Below are 19825 nucleotides of genomic sequence, written 5' to 3' on the forward strand. Positions count from 1 at the left end.
GTCTTGCCATGATCAACGTGGCCAATCGTGCCGATGTTCACATGCGGCTTGGTGCGCTCGAATTTACCTTTTGCCATGTGATGTCTCCATTCCTGCTCGCCCGTACGGGCTCTTAATTAAGTTGCCGCAGCACCCTGTCGGGTTACGCGTATTTCTTCTGGACTTCCTGGGCGACCGCGGTCGGGACCGGCTCGTAATGGTCGAACTGCATCGTGTAGGCCGCACGGCCCTGGCTCATCGAGCGCAGGTTGTCGACGTACTTGAACATGTTGGCGAGCGGCACCATCGCGTTGATGACGACTGCCACGCCGCGGGCTTCCTGGCCCTGGATCTGGCCACGACGGCCGTTGAGGTCGCCGATGACACCGCCGACATAATCTTCCGGCGTCACGACCTCGACCTTCATGATCGGCTCGAGCAGCTGCACGCCGAGCTTCGGCGAAGCTTCCATAAAGCAAGCGCGGGAAGCGATTTCGAATGCGAGCACCGAAGAGTCGACGTCGTGGAAAGCGCCGTCGATCAAGGTAGCCTTGACGCCGATCATCGGGAAACCGGCAAACGGGCCGGAACCCATCTTGCTCAGCAGGCCCTTCTCGACACCCGGGATGTATTCCTTCGGCACAGCGCCGCCGACGATCTTGGACTCGAACACGAAATCCTCGCCCTCGGGGTTCGGCTCGAAGACGATCTTCACGCGAGCGAACTGCCCGGTACCACCGGTCTGCTTCTTGTGCGTGTAGTCCTGCTCGTGCCTGCGGGTGATCGTCTCGCGATAAGCCACCTGCGGTGCACCGACATTGGCCTCGACCTTGAACTCGCGGCGCATGCGGTCGACGATGATGTCGAGGTGCAGCTCGCCCATGCCGGAAATGATGGTCTGGCCGCTTTCCTCGTCGGTCTTGACGCGGAAGGACGGATCCTCGGCAGCCAGGCGATGCAGCGCGAGGCCCATCTTTTCCTGGTCGTTCTTGGTCTTCGGCTCGATAGCGATCTGGATGACCGGATCGGGGAATTCCATACGCTCGAGGATGACCGGATGCAGCGGATCGCACAGCGTATCGCCGGTGGTCGTGTCCTTGAGACCTGCGAGAGCGACGATGTCGCCGGCATAGGCCTCTTCAACGTCGGCACGGGAATTCGCATGCATCTGCAGCATGCGGCCGATGCGCTCTTTCTTGCCCTTCACGGTGTTGTCGACCGAGATGCCCTTGGTGAGCTTGCCCGAATAGATGCGGGCAAAGGTCAGCGAACCGACGAACGGGTCGTTCATGATCTTGAACGCCAGCATCGACAGCGGCTCGTTGTCGTCGGCGTGACGCTCGATCTCGGCATCGGTCTTGGCATCGACACCCTTGATCGCGGGCACATCGGCCGGCGACGGCAGGTATTCCACGACCGCGTCGAGCAGAGGCTGCACGCCCTTGTTCTTGAATGCCGAGCCACAGAACATCGGGAAGAACTTGACCGCGATGGTGCCCTTGCGGATCAGCGCGCGGATCTCGTCATTCGACGGCATCTTGCCTTCGAGGTAGTTCTCAAGAGCCGTCTCGTCCATCTCGACGGCGGCCTCGATCATCTTCTCGCGGTATTCCTCGGCGCGGGCCTTGAGGTCGGCCGGGATCTCGACGACGTCCCAGGCAGCGCCCAGCGTCTCGTCGCGCCAGACCAGCGCGTTCATCTCGACCAGGTCGACGACTCCCTTGAATTCGGTCTCGGCGCCGATCGGCAGCTGCATGACGACAGCCTGCGCACCGAGGCGCGAGCCGATCATCTCGACCGAGCGGTAGAAGTCCGCGCCGGTCTTGTCCATCTTGTTGCAGAAAATCATGCGCGGCACGCGGTACTTGTCGGCCTGGCGCCAGACGGTTTCCGTCTGCGGCTCCACACCCGCATTGGCGTCGAGCAGCGCGATGGCGCCGTCAAGCACGCGCAGCGAACGCTCGACCTCGATGGTGAAGTCGACGTGTCCGGGCGTGTCGATGATGTTGAAGCGGTGCATCTTGCCGTCACGGCCCTTCCAGAAGGTCGTGGTCGCGGCCGACGTAATCGTGATGCCGCGCTCCTGCTCCTGCTCCATCCAGTCCATGGTCGCGGCGCCGTCGTGCACTTCGCCGATCTTGTGCGACTTGCCCGTGTAATAGAGAACGCGCTCGGTGGTCGTCGTCTTGCCGGCGTCGATATGCGCCATGATACCGAAATTGCGGTAGTCTTCGATTTTATATTCGCGAGCCATCGTAACTGCCTCTCAGTCTCTTTCGCGCTTTACCAGCGGTAGTGCGCGAAGGCGCGGTTGGCTTCAGCCATCTTGTGGGTGTCTTCACGCTTCTTCACTGCGGTGCCGCGGTTGTTGGCCGCGTCCATCAGCTCGCCGGAAAGGCGGTCGACCATGGTGGTCTCGTTGCGGTTGCGGGCCGCGGCGATCAGCCAACGAATGGCCAGCGCCTGACGGCGCTCGGGGCGCACGTCGACCGGAACCTGGTAGGTGGCGCCGCCGACGCGACGCGAACGCACTTCCACATGCGGCGCGACATTGTCGAGCGCCTGATGGAAGACGGTGACCGGCTCCTGCTTGGTCTTCGACTGGACCTGGTCGAGCGCGCCGTAGACGATGGTCTCGGCAACCGACTTCTTGCCGTCATACATGACGGCGTTCATGAACTTGGTGACGATCAGATCGCCGAACTTGGGGTCCGGATTGATCTCACGCTTTTCTGCACTGTGACGACGGGACATGGCTTTTGTCTCTCAATCTCTCATAGCCCGGCGCAATCAAAAAAGCGCCGAAGCCGGAAAACCTTACTTCGGACGCTTGGCACCGTATTTCGAACGGCGCTGCTTGCGGTTCTTCACACCCTGCGTGTCGAGCACGCCGCGGATGATGTGGTAACGGACACCCGGAAGGTCCTTGACGCGGCCGCCGCGGATCATGACCACGGAGTGCTCCTGAAGGTTGTGACCTTCGCCGGGGATGTAACCGATCACCTCGAAACCATTGGTCAGGCGGATCTTGGCCACCTTGCGCAGCGCCGAGTTCGGCTTCTTCGGCGTCGTTGTGTAGACGCGCGTGCAGACGCCCCGCTTCTGCGGGTTCTGCTGCATGGCCGGGACCTTGTTGCGCTTCACCGGCGCAATGCGCGGCTTGCGGATCAGCTGGTTGACGGTAGGCATTAAACCCTCTTGTCTCTCAATTCCGTGTCTCGTGCCGGTCAAGGCTCGCTCAAAGCGTCATTTCCATACGCAAATTCGGGCCACAAACCGCGCCTTGCGGTCTTGCCCGAACAAATCGCAGAGGAAGCGGATACCGCTTCATGCACGCCGGAAATGTCTTTTCGCTCGTAAAACGAACCCTGTTTGAGGCAAACTCCAAAGCGTGTCGCTTCGGAAGGGAGAGCCTCACATCGGTTCTGACTGGGCGGCTTCTACTCGCAAGCCCGCGTACCGTCAACCCCGGAGCGGCAAATATTGCATTGAAGCCGGGGCTTGGCAGCCATGCGTAAACCGCAGGTAATTTTCTTTCGTCATTTTGCAAGGGCGAGGAAGAAAGTGACCGGGTTTTGGCTGTTGCGCGGCGCGGCTTCATGCGAAAAAGCCGCATGAACAGTCAAAGCCCCTCGCCGCGAAGGAATCGGCCCGTGAACGACAACGAGGAACGCCCGGTCACCATCATCACCGGCCGGGTGTGGAAGAGAAAAGGCGGCAAGCCGGAAGGCGTGCACGTCATGCTGGTTGCGCCTGATGACGATTCGGCGGTGCGCCGTGCGCTCGAATCGCTGGCGGCGGAGGGTTACGCCGAAGCCGAGCTCGACCAGATCGGCGACATGGAGGGCGAGCCCGACGAGGAGCCGCATCTTTCGGCCTTCCAGGGCGCGCTCGAAGGCGAAGTGTCGATCGTGACCTTTGACGTGCCGATCTGAAAGCGTGCCGGCCCTTGCCGTTCGAATCGCCGCTGAAGCCTTCCAACGAGTGAAAGGCCCACGCTGCAGCTCCGGCAAAGACGGAGTTGACCTTTCGGCTTCGGCTTGTCCGGGGCAAGTGTTCTGATAAGAAGCGCTCACCATCATCCACAGACGGAGCGGCCGTGTCCCAGCCCATCAAGATAGGTATTGTCGGTGTCGGCAAGATCGTCCGCGACCAGCACCTTCCGGCGCTCGCCAAGGACCGGGACTACCGGCTGCTCGCCGCTGCCAGCCGGCATGGCAAGGTTGAAGACATCCAGAATTTTCCCGATATCGAGACGATGCTTGGCGCCGTTCCCGAACTCGACGCCGTCTCACTCTGTATGCCGCCGCAATTCCGCTACCATGCCGCGCGCATCGCACTCGACGCGAAGAAGCACGTGTTCCTGGAAAAGCCGCCCGGCGCCACGGTCAGCGAGGTCGAGGACCTGAAGGCGCTGGCGGCGAAACAGGGCGTGTCGCTGTTCGCCAGTTGGCATTCGCGCTATGCTCCGGCGGTGGAAGCGGCACGGACATTCTTGGCATCGACGAAGATCAGATCAGCGGCGATCGTCTGGAAGGAAGACGTGCGCCGCTGGCACCCGAACCAGGACTGGATCTGGCAACCTGGCGGCTTCGGCGTCTTCGATCCAGGCATCAACGCGCTGTCGATCGCGACCTACATCCTGCCCGCCATGTACATCACCTCGGCCGCGCTCGATTTCCCGGAGAACCGCGACGCGCCGATCGCAGCCCAGGTCGCCTTCCGTGCGGCGAATGGTTCGGCGGTGACGATGGATCTCGATTGGCTCCAGACCGGACCGCAGAGCTGGGACATTCTTGCCGATACCGATACCGGCAAGATGGTGCTCTCGGGCGGTGGCTCGAAACTCGCCATCGACGGCCGCGTCGTCCATGAAGAACCGGAAGCGGAATATCCTGAACTCTACAGGCGTTTCGCCGAGATCGTGCGCGCCGGTATCTCCGATGTCGACCTGGCGCCGCTCCAGCATGTCGCCGACGCCTTCATGCTCGGCAAGCGCAATGTGGTCGAAGCGTTCTTCGACTGAACAGCGACTGTCGCCCGGATCTCGGATCCGACCGCCATCGCAACAACTCAATCGACAATCGCTATGGCAAACCCGTCATAGCCCTTGGCGCCGACAGTCTGGATCGCGGTGCCGTCCAGGCGCTTGTCGGCACCGATGAAAGAGAATGCAGCGCGTGCACCTTCGACATTGGCGTCGCGACCATCCTCAACGAGCACCGCGCCGTCACGGATGACGTTGTCGCAGACGATGACCGTTCCCGAGCGCGAGAGCCGCATGGCCCAGGAGAGATAGTTGGGGTTGTTAGGCTTGTCGGCGTCGATGAAAACGAGGTCGAACGGCCCGGCGTTTTCGGCGCCCAGAGCAGTGAGAGACTGCAGCGCCGGCCCGACCCGCAGATCGACCCGTCGGGAAACCCCTGCCCGCTCGAAATTCGAACGCGCGACCTTGGCGTGGTGCGGATCGAGTTCGAGCGTCACGATCTTGCCGCCGGCCGGCAATCCCCGCGCCATCCAGATGGTGGAATAACCGCCCAGCGTACCAATCTCGAGCACCTTTTTCGCGCCGCGAATGCGCACCAGCAGCGAGAGCAGCTTTCCTTGCGCCGCCGAGACGTCGATCGCCGGCAAGCCACCGTCGCGGTTGGCCGCCAGGACCGCGTCGAGAACGGGATCCGCCTCGAAGAGCAAGGAAACGATGTAGTTATCGACAGCCGTCCAGGTTTTCGTGCTCATCTGCCTTCCTCGATTGTTCGTTGAAACGAAAAGGCCGCCGGGTTGCCCCGGCGGCCTTGTTGCCTGAGATTTCTTGCCGCCGCGCCTACTGCGCGGCGGTTGTCATGTCGGCCAGCATCGGCTCGGCGACTTCGACACCGGAGGCCTTGCGGCGCTCGTCGATGATCAGTTCGTCGCGCGAGGTGGCGATGCGGCGGATCTGGCTCATCGTGCCGCCGGTACCGGCCGGGATCAGCCGGCCGACGATGACGTTTTCCTTCAAGCCCTGCAGCATGTCGGTCTTGCCGGCAACCGCGGCTTCCGTCAGCACCCTGGTCGTCTCCTGGAAGGAGGCGGCCGAGATGAAGGACGGCGTCTGCAGCGAGGCCTTGGTGATGCCGAGCAGCACCGGCTGGCCTTCGGCCGGCTTCTTGCCGTCCTCGACCAGGCGCTCGTTGACCTCTTCCAGTTCGATCACGTCGACGTGGTCGCCCGGAATATAGGTCGAGTCGCCCTGCGTGGTGATCTCGACCTTCTGCAGCATCTGGCGAACGATCACCTCGATGTGCTTGTCGTTGATCGACACGCCCTGCAGACGGTAGACCTCCTGGATCTCGTTGACGAGGTAGGACGCAAGCGCCTCCACGCCCTTGATCGCCAGGATGTCGTGCGGCGCCGGATTGCCGTCGAGGATGTAGTCGCCCTTCTCGATGACGTCGCCGTCCTGGAGATGGAACGGCTTGCCCTTCGGGATCAGGTATTCGACAGGCTCAAGCGTCGAGTCATGCGGCTCGATGATGATGCGGCGCTTGTTCTTGTAGTCGCGGCCGAAGCGGATCGTACCATCGATCTCTGCGATGATGGCGTGATCCTTCGGACGACGGGCCTCGAACAGCTCGGCAACACGCGGCAGACCGCCGGTGATGTCCTTGGTCTTGGCGCTTTCCATCGGGATACGCGCCAGGACGTCGCCAGGGCGAACCTGAGCACCCGGCTCGACCGAGAGAATGGCCTCGACCGAGAGCAGGAAGCGGGCATCGCCGCCCTTCGACAGCTTGCCGACCTTGCCCTTGGCGTCCTGAACGACGATCGCCGGCTTCAGGTCGTTGCCGCGCGGCGTCGAACGCCAGTCGATGACCTCGCGCTTGGTGATGCCGGTCGACTCGTCGGCCGTTTCCTGGACGGAAATGCCGTCGACCAGATCCTCGAACGCCACCTTGCCCTCGATTTCGGTGAGGATCGGGCGGGTGTAAGGATCCCATTCGGCGATGCGCTGGCCGCGCTTCACCTTGTCGCCATCGTCCACGAAGATGCGCGAACCATAGGTGACGCGGTGCGTGGCGCGCTCCTTGCCGGCCTCGTCGAGGATCAGCACCGCCATGTTGCGGCCCATGACCATCTGCTGGCCGTCCGAGTTGCGCACCACGTTGCGGTTGCGGATCTCGACCTTGCCCTCATAGGAGGCTTCAAGGAACGAGCTATCCACCACCTGCGCCGTACCGCCCATGTGGAAGGTACGCATGGTGAGCTGGGTGCCCGGCTCGCCGATCGACTGCGCCGCGATAACGCCGACGGCCTCGCCCTGGTTGACCGGGGTGCCCCGGGCCAGATCGCGTCCGTAGCAGACCGCGCAGACGCCGACCCTGACTTCGCAAGTCAGCGCCGAGCGGATGCGGACCGACTGCACGCCGGCCTTCTCGATCTGCTCCACGTCGCGCTCGTCCATCAGCGTTCCGGCCTTGACCAGCAATTCGCCGGTCACCGGATGGTTGATGTCGTCGAGCGCGGTGCGGCCCAGCACGCGCTGGCCGACCGAAGCGACGACCTGACCGGCATCGACGATCGGCTGCATGGTGAGGCCCTTGTCGGTGCCGCAGTCCACGGAGTTGACGATGCAGTCCTGCGCCACGTCGACCAGACGACGGGTGAGATAGCCCGAGTTCGCCGTCTTCAGGGCGGTGTCCGCCAGACCCTTGCGGGCGCCGTGGGTCGAGTTGAAGTACTCGAGCACGGTCAGGCCTTCCTTGAAGTTCGAGATGATCGGCGTCTCGATGATTTCACCCGACGGCTTGGCCATCAGGCCGCGCATGCCGGCGAGCTGGCGCATCTGGGTGGGCGAGCCGCGCGCACCGGAGTGCGACATCATGTAGATCGAGTTCATCGGCTTCTGACGACCATTGTCCTCGAACTCGACCGCCTTGATGCGGGCCATCATTTCGTCGGCGACCTTTTCCGAGCACTTGGCCCAGGCGTCGACGACCTTGTTGTACTTCTCGCCCTGCGTGATCAGGCCGTCATTGTACTGCTGCTCGTATTCCTTGGCCAAGGCCTCGGTGTCCGACACCAGCTTGATCTTGGTATCCGGGATCAGCATGTCGTCCTTGCCGAACGAAATGCCGGCACGGCAGGCATGGGCGAAACCGAGCGCCATGATGCGATCGCAGAAAATGACCGTCTCCTTCTGACCGCAATGGCGGTAGACGGTGTCGATCATCTTGGAGATGTTCTTCTTGGTCATCTCCTGGTTGGCGGTCTCGTAAGGCACGTTGACGTTCTTCGGCAGAAGCTCGCCGATGATCATGCGGCCAGGCGTGGTGTCGTAGATCTTCGACACGACCTTGCCTTCGGCGTCGACCGAGCGGAAGCGGCCCTTGATCTTGGCGTGCAGGGTCACCGCCTTGGTCTCGAGCGCGTGCTGGAGTTCGCCCATGTCGGCAAACACCATGCCCTCGCCCGGCTCGTTCTGGTTGACGATCGAGAGGTAGTAGAGACCCAGAACCATGTCCTGCGACGGCACGATGATCGGCGCGCCCGAAGCCGGGTGCAGGATGTTGTTGGTCGACATCATCAGCACACGGGCTTCCAACTGTGCTTCCAGCGACAGCGGCACGTGGACCGCCATCTGGTCGCCGTCGAAGTCGGCGTTGAAGGCCGTGCAGACCAGCGGATGCAGCTGGATCGCCTTGCCTTCGATCAGGATCGGCTCGAACGCCTGGATGCCGAGGCGGTGCAGCGTCGGCGCGCGGTTCAAGAGCACCGGATGCTCGCGGATGACCTCGTCGAGGATATCCCAGACTTCCGGACGCTCCTTCTCGACCAGCTTCTTGGCCTGCTTGACGGTCGAGGAGTAACCCTTGGCGTCGAGGCGGGCGTAGATGAAGGGCTTGAACAGTTCGAGCGCCATCTTCTTGGGCAGGCCGCACTGGTGCAGCTTGAGCTCCGGACCGGTGACGATGACCGAACGGCCGGAATAGTCGACGCGCTTGCCGAGCAGGTTCTGGCGGAACCGGCCCTGCTTGCCCTTGAGCATATCCGAGAGCGACTTCAGCGGACGCTTGTTGGCGCCGGTGATGACGCGGCCACGGCGGCCGTTGTCGAACAGCGCGTCGACGGCTTCCTGCAGCATGCGCTTTTCATTGCGCACGATGATGCCGGGGGCACGCAACTCGATCAGCCGCTTCAGACGGTTGTTGCGGTTGATGACGCGTCGATAGAGATCGTTGAGGTCCGACGTCGCGAAACGTCCGCCGTCCAGCGGGACGAGCGGGCGCAGGTCCGGCGGAATCACCGGAACCACCTTCATGATCATCCATTCCGGACGGTTGCCGGACTCCATGAAGTTCTCGACGACCTTGAGCCGCTTCAGATACTTCTTCTGCTTCAGCTCGGACGTGGTCGAAGCCAGCTCCGAACGCAGGTCGCCGGCGATCTTCTCCAGGTCCATGCCGGCCAGAAGGTCATGAATGGCCTCGGCGCCGATCATGGCGGTGAAGCTATCCTCGCCATATTCGTCGACGGCGATCATGTACTCTTCCTCGCTGAGCAGCTGGTGCTCCTTCAGCGCGGTGAGGCCGGGTTCGGTGACGATGTAGTTCTCGAAGTAGAGGACGCGCTCGATGTCCTTCAGGGTCATGTCGAGCAGCGTGCCGATGCGCGAGGGCAGCGACTTCAGGAACCAGATATGGGCGACGGGTGCCGCCAGCTCGATATGGCCCATGCGCTCGCGGCGAACGCGCGACAGCGTGACTTCGACACCGCACTTTTCGCAGATGACGCCCTTGTACTTCATGCGCTTGTACTTGCCGCACAGGCACTCGTAGTCCTTGATCGGGCCAAAAATGCGCGCGCAGAACAGACCGTCACGCTCCGGCTTGAAGGTGCGGTAGTTGATGGTCTCCGGCTTCTTGATCTCGCCGAACGACCAGGACAGAATCTTCTCAGGGCTGGCGAGCGATATCCGGATGGAATCGAACACCTGCGCCGGCGCCTGGGGATTGAAGAGATTCATGACCTCTTGGTTCATGCCGTTCTCCTTTCGGGGTCCTCGAAAACCCCTTGCATCTGATGCGGGGCAAATGCCCGCTGAGTGGTCGGCCCACCGGCCGAAGAATTTGGTGCACCCGGTCGCGGGAGCCTCTCCCGCGACCGGGTGTCTTGTTTATTCCGCTGCGTCGGGCAGCCGAACCGGGGCTTCGTCGAGCTTGGTGTTCTCCAATTCGACGTTGAGGCCGAGCGACCGCATCTCCTTGACGAGAACGTTGAAGCTCTCGGGAATGCCGGCCTCGAAGGTGTCGTCACCGCGGACGATCGCCTCGTAGACCTTGGTGCGGCCAGCGACGTCGTCCGACTTCACCGTCAGCATTTCCTGCAGCGTATAGGCGGCGCCGTAGGCTTCCAGCGCCCAGACCTCCATTTCGCCGAAGCGCTGGCCGCCGAACTGCGCCTTGCCGCCCAGCGGCTGCTGGGTGACGAGCGAGTACGGACCGATCGAACGCGCGTGGATCTTGTCATCCACGAGGTGGTGAAGCTTGAGCATGTAGATGTAGCCCATCGTCACCTTGCGATCGAACGGCTCGCCGGTGCGTCCGTCATAGAGCTGCGACTGACCGCTGGTGTGCAGGCCCGCCTGCTCCAGCATGACGTTGATGTCGGCCTCGTGCGCGCCGTCGAACACCGGGGTTGCGATCGAGACGCCGCGGCGCATCTGCTCGCTCAGGCGAACGATGCTCTCGTCGTCATACTCGCGGACCGGCTCGTTGCGGTCGTTGGCGGGCATGAAGCTCTCCAGCGTCTTGCGCAGCGGCTTGATGTCGCCGGCAGACTTGTAGGCGTCGATCATCTCGCCGATCTTCCTGCCCATTCCGGCGCAAGCCCAGCCCAGATGCGTTTCCAGGATCTGGCCGACATTCATGCGGCTCGGCACACCCAGTGGGTTGAGCACGATATCGGCATGCGTGCCGTCCTCGAGGAAAGGCATGTCCTCGACCGGAACGATGCGCGACACGACACCCTTGTTGCCGTGACGGCCGGCCATCTTGTCACCCGGCTGCATCTTGCGCTTCACCGCCACGAAGACCTTGACCATCTTCATGACGCCCGGAGGCATTTCGTCGCCGCGCTGCACCTTCTCGACCTTGTCCATGAAGCGCTGTTCGAGTGCCTTCTTGGAATCGTCGTACTGGCCGCGCAGGGCTTCCAGTTCGCTCTGGAGCTTTTCGTTCTCCACGGCGAACTGCCACCACTGCGAACGCGGATACTCGTCGAGCGTGTCCTTCGACAGCGTCGAGCCCTTCTTGAAGCCCTTCGGTCCGGCGATCGCTTCCTTGCCGACGAGCACGTCGGAAAGGCGCGCGTAGACGTTGCGATCCAGGATCGCCTGCTCGTCGTCACGGTCCTTGGCGAGGCGTTCGATCTCCTCGCGCTCGATCGCCATGGCGCGCTCGTCCTTCTCCACACCGTGGCGATTGAACACGCGCACCTCGACGACGGTGCCGAAGGTGCCCGGAGGCATGCGCATCGAGGTGTCGCGCACATCGGATGCCTTTTCGCCGAAGATGGCGCGCAGAAGCTTTTCTTCCGGCGTCATCGGGCTTTCGCCCTTCGGCGTGATCTTGCCGACCAGGATATCGCCCGGCTGAACTTCGGCACCGATATAGACGATGCCGGCTTCATCGAGGTTCTTCAGCGCTTCTTCCGAGACGTTCGGAATGTCGCGCGTGATTTCCTCCGGTCCGAGCTTGGTGTCGCGCGCCATGACCTCGAACTCCTCGATGTGGATCGAGGTGAAGACGTCGTCGGCGACGATGCGCTCGGACAGGAGGATCGAGTCCTCGTAGTTGTAGCCGTTCCACGGCATGAACGCGACCAGCACGTTGCGGCCGAGAGCCAGATCGCCGAGCTCGGTCGAAGGACCGTCCGCGATGATGTCGCCCTTGTTGACCCGGTCGCCCATGCGCACCAGCGGACGCTGGTTGATGCAGGTGTTCTGGTTCGAACGCTGGAACTTCATCAGCCGGTAGATGTCGACGCCGGACTTGCCCGGATCGAGGTCTTCCGTTGCGCGGATGACGATACGCGTCGCGTCCACCTGGTCGACGATGCCGCCGCGGCGGGCGCCGATGGCGGCGCCCGAGTCACGAGCGACGATCGGCTCCATGCCGGTGCCGACGAACGGCGCCTCGGCGCGCACCAGCGGCACGGCCTGGCGCTGCATGTTCGAGCCCATCAGCGCGCGGTTGGCGTCGTCGTTCTCAAGGAACGGGATCAGGGCCGCGGCCACCGACACCATCTGCTTGGGCGAAACGTCCATCAGGTCGACGTTTTCGCGCGGCGCCATCATCACTTCGCCGGCACTGCGGCAAATGACGAATTCGTCGACAAAGCGACCATCCTTGTCGAGCTCGGCATTGGCCTGCGCGACATGGTGCTTGGCCTCTTCCATCGCCGACAGATAGACGACGTCATTGGTCAGCTTGCCGTCGACGATCTTGCGGTACGGGCTCTCGATGAAGCCGTACTTGTTGACGCGCGCGAAGGTGGCGAGCGAGTTGATCAGGCCGATATTCGGGCCTTCCGGCGTCTCGATCGGGCAGATGCGGCCGTAATGCGTCGGGTGCACGTCGCGCACCTCGAAGCCGGCGCGCTCGCGGGTCAGACCACCCGGTCCAAGCGCGGAGAGACGGCGCTTGTGGGTGATCTCCGACAGCGGATTGGTCTGGTCCATGAACTGCGACAGCTGCGAGGAACCGAAGAACTCGCGCACGGCGGCAGCCGCCGGCTTGGCGTTGATCAGGTCCTGCGGCATGACCGTGTCGATCTCGATCGAGGACATACGCTCCTTGATCGCGCGCTCCATGCGCAGCAGGCCGACGCGGTACTGGTTTTCCATCAGCTCGCCGACCGAACGCACGCGGCGATTGCCGAGATTGTCGATGTCGTCGATCTCGCCCTTGCCGTCACGCAGTTCGACCAGCGTCTTGACCACGGCCAGGATGTCGTCCTTGCGCAGCACGCGCACGGTGTCCTCGGCCTTGAGTTCGAGGCGCATGTTCATCTTGACGCGGCCGACGGCGGACAGGTCGTAGCGCTCGCTGTCGAAGAACAGCGAGTTGAACATGGCTTCGGCGGTTTCGAGCGTCGGCGGCTCGCCGGGGCGCATGACACGATAGATGTCGAACAGCGCGTCCTGGCGGCTCTCGTTCTTGTCGACGGCGAGCGTGTTGCGGATGTAGGCGCCGACATTGACGTGATCGATGTCGAGGATCTGGATCTCGTCCTCGCCGGTGCCAAGCAGCACCTTCAGCGTCTTGTCATCGATCTCGTCGCCGGCCTCGAGGAAGATCTCGCCGGTGGCGTAATTGACGATGTCCTCGGCGAGATAGTTGCCGAGCAGGTCCTCGTCGGTCGCCTTGATCGCCTTCAGGCCCTTTTCGCCGAGCTGGCGGGCCTGGCGGGCGGTGATCTTCTTGCCGGCCTCGACAACGATCTCACCCGTGTCGGCGTCGACAAGGTCGCCGACGGCCTTCAGGCCGCGGAAACGATCGACGTTGAACGGAATGCGCCAGTGATCGCCGGCGCGCTTGTAGGTGATCTTGTTGTAGAAGGTCGACAGGATCTCTTCGCCGTCCATGCCGAGCGCCATCAGCAGCGACGTCACCGGAATCTTGCGGCGACGGTCGATGCGGGCGTGCACGACGTCCTTGGAATCGAACTCGATGTCGAGCCACGAACCGCGATAGGGGATGACGCGCGCGGCAAACAGGAGCTTGCCCGACGAGTGCGACTTGCCCTTGTCGTGGTCGAAGAAGACGCCCGGCGAGCGGTGCATCTGCGAGACGATGACGCGCTCGGTGCCGTTGACGATGAAGGTGCCGTTCGAGGTCATGAGCGGCATGTCGCCCATGTAGACGTCCTGCTCCTTGATGTCCTTGATCGACTTCGCGCCGGTATCCTCGTCGATATCGAACACGATCAAGCGCAGCGTCACCTTCAGCGGTGCGGCATAGGTGAGGTCGCGCTGACGGCATTCGTCAACGTCGAATTTCGGTCCTTCGAACTCGTACTTCACGAACTCCAGCATCGAGGAGCCGGAAAAATCGGAGATCGGGAAGACCGACTTGAAAACAGCCTGCAGTCCCTCGTCCGGACGTCCGCCCTTAGGCTCGTCCACCATCAGGAACTGGTCATAGGACGCCTTCTGAACCTCGATGAGGTTCGGCATCTCCGCAACTTCCGGGATCTTTCCGAAGAACTTGCGTACGCGTCTGCGGCCATTGAAAGTCTGGGTCTGGGCCATCGTCGCTCCTTAGCTCTAAACTCGGGGCGAGCCTCGCCGCGGCTCGCCTTGCATCCGAACCGCCTGGGCAGCGGCTCTCTGTCTGTTCTCCGGCCCCATTACCAAACTACTTGGCGGGCGGCCGGCTAAAACGGGAGAAAACCCGTTTCCTGAGAGCCGGTTTTCGGCCCTCAGGAAAGAGGTTTTCGTGCATCTCGCGCTACGCAGCCTCCCCAGGTCGCCCGAGGGAGTGGCGGACGGCGCGAGGCCGTCCGCCGATTGTTACGCTTACTTCAGCTCGACCTTGGCGCCGGCTGCTTCCAGCTGGGCCTTGAACTTGTCGGCGTCGGCCTTGGAAACGGCTTCCTTGACCGGCTTCGGAGCCGCTTCGACCAGGTCCTTGGCTTCCTTGAGGCCAAGGCCGGTGATGGCGCGGACTTCCTTGATGACGTTGATCTTCTGGGCGCCGGCGTCGGTGAGGACGACGTCGAATTCCGTCTTTTCCTCGACCGGAGCAGCGGCAGCGGCAGCACCGCCGGCAGCGGCAACAGCCACCGGAGCAGCAGCCGAAACGCCCCACTTTTCTTCCAGAAGCTTCGACAGCTCAGCCGCCTCGAGGACGGTCAGCTTCGAAAGGTCGTCTACGATCTTTGCGAGATCAGCCATTGTTGTATTCCTTCATAAGGTTCGAACGTGTGTTTGTGATAGCGAGGAACGGCCTCATGCCGCCTCGTCCTTCCGGGCGTAAGCGCCGATGACACGCGCGACCGAAGCCGCGGGCGCATTGACGATCTGGGCGATCCGGGTTGCCGGCGTGGCGATCATGCCAACCAGCCTGGCGCGCAGCTCGTCGAGCGACGGGAGTGTGGCGAGTGCCTTCACACCGTCGGCGTTGAGCGAGGTGGTGCCCATTGCGCCGCCGAGAATGACCAGCTTGTCATTCCCCTTGGCGAAATCGGACGCGACCTTCGGCGCCGCAATCGGATCCTCCGAATAGGCGACCAGCGTCTGTCCCTTGAACAGATCGATGATCGATGCGGAGTCCGTGCCCTGAAGAGCGATTTTGGCGAGACGGTTCTTCGCGACTTTAACGGTGCCACCGGCAGCGCGCATTTTCGACCGGAGGTCGTTCATTTGCGCGACGGTGATACCGGCATAGTGGGCCACGACCACTGAACCCGCGTTCGAGAACGCATCGTTCAGGCCCGTGACGAGTTCGCGTTTTTCCGCTCTGTCCACTGCCTATCTCCAGTTGACCCCCACCCTGCTAACGGGAACATTCCCATTCACGAGGACAGGCGTCGGGTTGCCTTTTGCCGGCCGGGCCATCCAGTAACGGATCTCCCGAACAGCGCTCGAGGATCCTGCCCCCTTTCGCCACATCGCCGGCAAGCCGGACGATGCGCAGACAAAAGGCAAACACGGTTCGAACCTTTCATTGGAGCGCTTCCTCCGTTGTCAGGTCTTCACCCGTCTCATGCAGGCCCACATGAATTAAGGCCCCCCTTTTCAATCAAGGCCGGGCCGCCTGCAATCTCGGACAGGATGTCCGGAAACCTTTCGGCTCCCGGTACCGGGCCCAGAACGATCCAGGCCCGGAATTCACTTACGGATCGGCCCGTTCAGCGGCCGATCCAAACGGTTAATCAGGACGCCGCGAGCGTCGAGACGTCGAGCTTGAGGCCCGGGCCCATCGTCGAGGTGACGGACACCTTCTTGACGTAGTTGCCCTTGGCGCCAGCCGGCTTTGCCTTGGTCACCGCATCGGCGAAGGCGCGGACGTTTTCTTCCAGCGCCTTGACGTCGAACGAGACCTTGCCGACGCCGGCGTGAACGATGCCGGCTTTCTCGACGCGGAACTCGACAGCGCCGCCCTTCGATGCCTTGACGGCGGCCGCGACGTCGGTGGTGACGGTACCGACCTTCGGGTTCGGCATCATGCCGCGCGGGCCGAGCACTTTGCCCAGACGGCCGACGAGCGGCATCATGTCCGGCGTAGCGATGCAGCGATCGAAATCGATCGTGCCCTTCTGGACGATATCGACCAGGTCCTCCGCACCGACGATGTCGGCGCCGGCGGCCTTGGCTTCCTCGGCCTTGTCGCCACGGGCGAACACGGCGACGCGGACCGAGCGGCCGGTGCCGTTCGGCAGGTTGACCACGCCGCGGACCATCTGGTCGGCATGGCGAGGATCAACGCCGAGATTCATCGCGACTTCGATCGTCTCGTCGAACTTGACCGTCGAGCGATCCTTGAGCAGCTTCAGCGCGTCACCCAAGGTATAAGCCTTGTTGGGATCGATGCCTTCGCGGGTCTTCGATACACGCTTTGCAATCTTTGCCATGATCTCAGCCCACCACTTCCAGACCCATCGAGCGGGCGGAGCCCTCGACCATGCGCATGGCCGCCTCGACGTCGTTTGCGTTCAGATCCTTCATCTTCTGCTCGGCGATGGCGCGGACCTTGTCGCGGCCGATCGTGCCGGCCTTGACCTTGCCCGGCTCCTTGGAGCCCGACTTCAGGTTAGCGGCCTTCTTCAGGAAGTAGCTCACCGGCGGCGTCTTCATGACGAAGGTGAACGACTTGTCCTGGTAGTAGGTGATGACGACCGGAATCGGCGATCCCTTTTCCATTTCCTGGGTCTGCGCGTTGAACGCCTTGCAGAACTCCATGATGTTGATGCCACGCTGACCAAGCGCCGGGCCGATCGGGGGCGACGGCGTAGCCGAGCCCGCGGCAACCTGGAGCTTGAGCTGGCCTGCAATTTTCTTAGCCATCTCTATTCCTGCCTTTGTCTATGCCGGCCCCTCGATCTGGGAAAACACCGGCTGTTGCAGTCTGGTGGTGCGGTTCCTGCGGCCGGCTAAAGCCGCATTCGCCTCCCACCGTTCTCAGGCCGCGCGTTGCCGCGCCGCCTCCCCTGACCACCGGAACGGCGCCAGGGATTTCGGATCAGCCTTTTTCGACTTGCCCGAATTCCAGATCGACAGGCACGGCGCGCCCGAAGATCGAAACCTCCACCTTGAGCCGCGCCCGCTCCTCGTCCACTTCCTGGACGAAGCCGTTGAAGGACGCGAAGGGGCCATCCGAGACGCGGATCGCCTCGCCGATCTCGAAAGTAACCGAGGGCTTCGGGCGCTCGACGCCTTCCTGCACCTGGTTCAGGATGCGCTGCGCCTCGGCCTCGGTGATCGGCACCGGCTTGGAGTCGCCCAAAAACCCGGTGACCTTCGGCGTGTTCTTGACCAGCGAGAACACGGCGTCGGTCAAGTTGGCCTTCAGGAGCACATAGCCCGGAAAGAACTTGCGCTCGGCGTCGACCTTGCGGCCGCGACGAACCTCGACGACCTTCTCGGTCGGCACGACGATCTGCTCGATATCGGCGGACAGGCCCTTCTGCTTGGCCTTGTTCTCGATGTCCTCGGCGACCTTCTTCTCAAAGTTCGAATAGGCGTGGACGATGTACCAGCGCGTAGTCATTTCACGACTTCTCCGTAATCGCCGGACTTAGCGTCCAATGCCCAGAATCTGTTCGACCGCGAGGCCCATGAGCTGATCGGCGGTGAAGAAAAAGATCATCGCGATCACAGCGAAAGCCAGAACCATCACCGTCGAGATCATCGTTTCGCGTCGCGACGGCCAAGTCACCTTGGCGGTCTCCGCGCGAACCTGCTGGAGAAAGACGAAAGGATTTGTGGTTTTCGAAGCCATATGCCGCTCTGTCTTCAAGACCCGTTGGCCGGGTCTCCTGGATGATCCCGCTGGCCGGGACGTGCCGCCTGGGTCCACTTTCGCGCCGAATCAGCGCAATCATTTCGCCCATGCAAATCAGACGCGTAAAGCCGGCTTCCCAGCTCCACGCGTCGCGTGTCTGTTTCGTCTACATAAAACCGATTCTTGATCCACGCAAGTGGCAAGTGTCCGCTTTATGACCAAACACCGCCTCGGAACCATCCAGTCGTTCCGTCCCGGCTATGGCGCCCTTATGCCTCAATCAGCTTAATATGGCAAGCCGGTCGTCGATTTTCAAAGGGCGGCCCGCAGAAATATCGTTTCTGACGGCCATTTAGGAAATGGCTGAGTTTTTGTTTGACGTGCCATTTCTTGAAATGGCACGGGCAGCAGGGCTCGAACCTACGACCTGCGGTTTTGGAGACCGCCGCTCTACCAACTGAGCTATGCCCGTACACGTGCGCCTCAGCGCAGCAGGGTGCTTCCTAAAAGCTTCCGCGCGCTCTGTAAAGAGCGGTTTGCAAGCAAACGCGCCTTCATCCCCTTTCCCGGAAATCGGGATGGTCGACGACCAGCCCGCCGCCATCGATCTCCGGTTTCATGCTCGAGTGCGCCGGCATGCTGTTCGCGGAGATCTTGCCTGCCGGCCCGTGTATCCGTTGGACGCTATTTGGTGTCCGGGACCCGGTAAGGCCCGCCGGGCACGCCCCAGCCCCAGGCCGGCATCGGCTCGGTCTCCGGGTCGCACGTTTCGCCGAGATTGGAATTCATCCTGGCGAGCCGCGATCCCCACTCGACATAGCCCATGAAGGCGGAACGGAACTCCGGATCGTCAGGCAGCCCGACGGCATCCGCGGCATCGGCCAGCAGGTTGATCCAGCGGCGGCGCTGCTCCTCCGTCAAATGCTTGCCCAGGTGATGCATCACCATCTCGCGGTGGCCGCCGAATTTTTCGCTGTAGGTTTTCGGCCCGCCGAAAACCTCGCCGATAAAGGCCGCGACATGGGCGGGATGGTCGGGCGACATATGCTTGAACACCGGCCCGACGACCGGATCCTGCGCCACCTTGTCATAGAAGGTCTGCGTCAGCCGGTTGAGCGCTTCGCTGCCGCCGGCCCATTCGTACAGTGTCGGAACATCCTGGCTCATACTTGACCTCCGCCCAGCGCCGCCTGCAGCGACGATAGCGGAAAAATCGAGCAAGCCTCAACCTGCCTCGATGGCCAGTTCGATGACGCGGCTACCGGTCGACCGCGTGTCGGCCCCGGCATGCCAACGGCTGACCTTCGGTCGCCGACAAAAAGGGCGGCCCGAGGACCGCCCTTCCTTCTCGATCCGGCTGATGCCGGTGTCGATTACTCTTTGATGGTGACGACGATGCCGGCACCGACGGTGCGGCCGCCTTCACGGATGGCGAAGCGCAGCTTCTCTTCCATGGCGATCGGCACGATCAGCTCGACGTCGACCGTGATGTTGTCGCCAGGCATCACCATCTCGGTGCCGGCCGGCAGCGACACGATGCCGGTCACGTCGGTGGTGCGGAAGTAGAACTGCGGACGGTAGTTGGTGAAGAACGGCGTGTGACGGCCACCCTCGTCCTTGGTCAGGATGTAGGCTTCGGCCACGAACTTCTTGTGCGGCTTCACCGAACCGGGCTTGGCCAGAACCTGGCCGCGCTCGACACCTTCACGGTCGACGCCGCGCAGCAGCGCGCCGATGTTGTCGCCCGCCTGGCCCTGGTCGAGCAGCTTGCGGAACATCTCGACGCCCGTGCAGGTCGTCTTGGTGGTCGGACGAATGCCGATGATCTCCAGCTCCTCGCCGACCTTGACCACGCCGCG

Annotated in this window: 16 protein-coding genes, 1 tRNA gene and 1 pseudogene; 2 read left to right on the plus strand and 16 right to left on the minus strand. The window is 62.5% G+C overall.

The features are described from left to right. From FJ959_RS31125 to rpsL, 4 genes and pseudogenes are all read right to left on the minus strand, one after another. Positions 1 to 77: pseudogene (locus FJ959_RS31125) on the minus strand (elongation factor Tu); the annotation flags it as partial. A 65-nt stretch (positions 78 to 142) separates the two neighbouring features. Then, positions 143 to 2233, minus strand: a complete 2091-nt coding sequence (gene fusA / locus FJ959_RS31130) for an elongation factor G (protein WP_140558709.1) — start codon at positions 2231 to 2233, stop codon at positions 143 to 145. Positions 2234 to 2262: 29 nt separating this feature from the next. Continuing rightward, positions 2263 to 2733 carry a 30S ribosomal protein S7 gene (gene rpsG / locus FJ959_RS31135; protein ID WP_008875664.1) on the minus strand — a complete coding sequence of 157 codons (471 nt, stop codon included), beginning with the start codon at positions 2731 to 2733 and terminating at the stop codon, positions 2263 to 2265. Positions 2734 to 2796: 63 nt separating this feature from the next. Further along, a complete protein-coding gene (gene rpsL, locus FJ959_RS31140; RefSeq protein WP_006333356.1) occupies positions 2797 to 3168 on the minus strand; it encodes a 30S ribosomal protein S12 in 372 nt (123 codons plus the stop codon). Positions 3169 to 3632: 464 nt separating this feature from the next. On the opposite strand from rpsL, the gene FJ959_RS31145 reads away from it, so the two are divergent. Beyond that, on the plus strand, positions 3633 to 3914 hold the full coding sequence (locus tag FJ959_RS31145; protein WP_140501636.1) for a transcriptional regulator: 282 nt from the start codon (positions 3633 to 3635) through the stop codon (positions 3912 to 3914). Positions 3915 to 4078: 164 nt separating this feature from the next. Further along, positions 4079 to 5005, plus strand: a complete 927-nt coding sequence (locus tag FJ959_RS31150; RefSeq protein WP_140564598.1) for a Gfo/Idh/MocA family oxidoreductase — start codon at positions 4079 to 4081, stop codon at positions 5003 to 5005. A gap of 47 nt (positions 5006 to 5052) precedes the next feature. Here FJ959_RS31150 and FJ959_RS31155 read toward each other — a convergent pair whose 3' ends face one another. The 12 genes from FJ959_RS31155 to FJ959_RS31210 form a co-directional block, all read right to left on the minus strand. Further along, complete coding sequence (locus FJ959_RS31155) at positions 5053 to 5718, minus strand: O-methyltransferase (protein WP_140564600.1); 666 nt, start codon at positions 5716 to 5718, stop codon at positions 5053 to 5055. Between the two features lie 85 nt (positions 5719 to 5803). Then, the gene (rpoC, locus tag FJ959_RS31160; RefSeq protein ID WP_140561040.1) at positions 5804 to 10000 is read right to left on the minus strand and encodes a DNA-directed RNA polymerase subunit beta'; all 4197 of its coding nucleotides are present in this window, start codon (positions 9998 to 10000) and stop codon (positions 5804 to 5806) included. A gap of 135 nt (positions 10001 to 10135) precedes the next feature. Next, entirely contained in the window at positions 10136 to 14272 is a 4137-nt protein-coding gene (gene rpoB, locus FJ959_RS31165; RefSeq protein ID WP_140633873.1) for a DNA-directed RNA polymerase subunit beta, read from the minus strand. 267 nt (positions 14273 to 14539) lie between these two features. Next, positions 14540 to 14917, minus strand: coding sequence for a 50S ribosomal protein L7/L12 (rplL, locus tag FJ959_RS31170; RefSeq protein WP_027146630.1), 378 nt, complete (start codon positions 14915 to 14917; stop codon positions 14540 to 14542). Positions 14918 to 14971: 54 nt separating this feature from the next. Further along, positions 14972 to 15490: a 50S ribosomal protein L10 gene (gene rplJ / locus FJ959_RS31175; protein ID WP_140515456.1), complete on the minus strand. Its 519-nt coding sequence runs from the start codon at positions 15488 to 15490 to the stop codon at positions 14972 to 14974. 407 nt (positions 15491 to 15897) lie between these two features. Further along, positions 15898 to 16596: a 50S ribosomal protein L1 gene (rplA, locus tag FJ959_RS31180; RefSeq protein WP_140501624.1), complete on the minus strand. Its 699-nt coding sequence runs from the start codon at positions 16594 to 16596 to the stop codon at positions 15898 to 15900. A gap of 4 nt (positions 16597 to 16600) precedes the next feature. Then, on the minus strand, positions 16601 to 17029 hold the full coding sequence (rplK, locus tag FJ959_RS31185; protein WP_140501622.1) for a 50S ribosomal protein L11: 429 nt from the start codon (positions 17027 to 17029) through the stop codon (positions 16601 to 16603). A 175-nt stretch (positions 17030 to 17204) separates the two neighbouring features. Beyond that, entirely contained in the window at positions 17205 to 17732 is a 528-nt protein-coding gene (gene nusG / locus FJ959_RS31190) for a transcription termination/antitermination protein NusG (protein ID WP_140501620.1), read from the minus strand. A 27-nt stretch (positions 17733 to 17759) separates the two neighbouring features. Further along, the gene (gene secE / locus FJ959_RS31195; RefSeq protein ID WP_013531408.1) at positions 17760 to 17963 is read right to left on the minus strand and encodes a preprotein translocase subunit SecE; all 204 of its coding nucleotides are present in this window, start codon (positions 17961 to 17963) and stop codon (positions 17760 to 17762) included. Positions 17964 to 18362: 399 nt separating this feature from the next. Continuing rightward, positions 18363 to 18438: transfer RNA gene (locus FJ959_RS31200), tRNA-Trp, on the minus strand. 212 nt (positions 18439 to 18650) lie between these two features. Next, on the minus strand, positions 18651 to 19133 hold the full coding sequence (locus FJ959_RS31205) for a group II truncated hemoglobin (RefSeq protein ID WP_140564602.1): 483 nt from the start codon (positions 19131 to 19133) through the stop codon (positions 18651 to 18653). Positions 19134 to 19339: 206 nt separating this feature from the next. Then, a partial coding sequence (locus FJ959_RS31210; protein ID WP_246679025.1) for an EF-Tu/IF-2/RF-3 family GTPase occupies positions 19340 to 19825 on the minus strand: 486 nt, incomplete at its 5' end.

The organism is Mesorhizobium sp. B2-2-4, from assembly GCF_006442375.1.
Classification (GTDB): domain Bacteria; phylum Pseudomonadota; class Alphaproteobacteria; order Rhizobiales; family Rhizobiaceae; genus Mesorhizobium.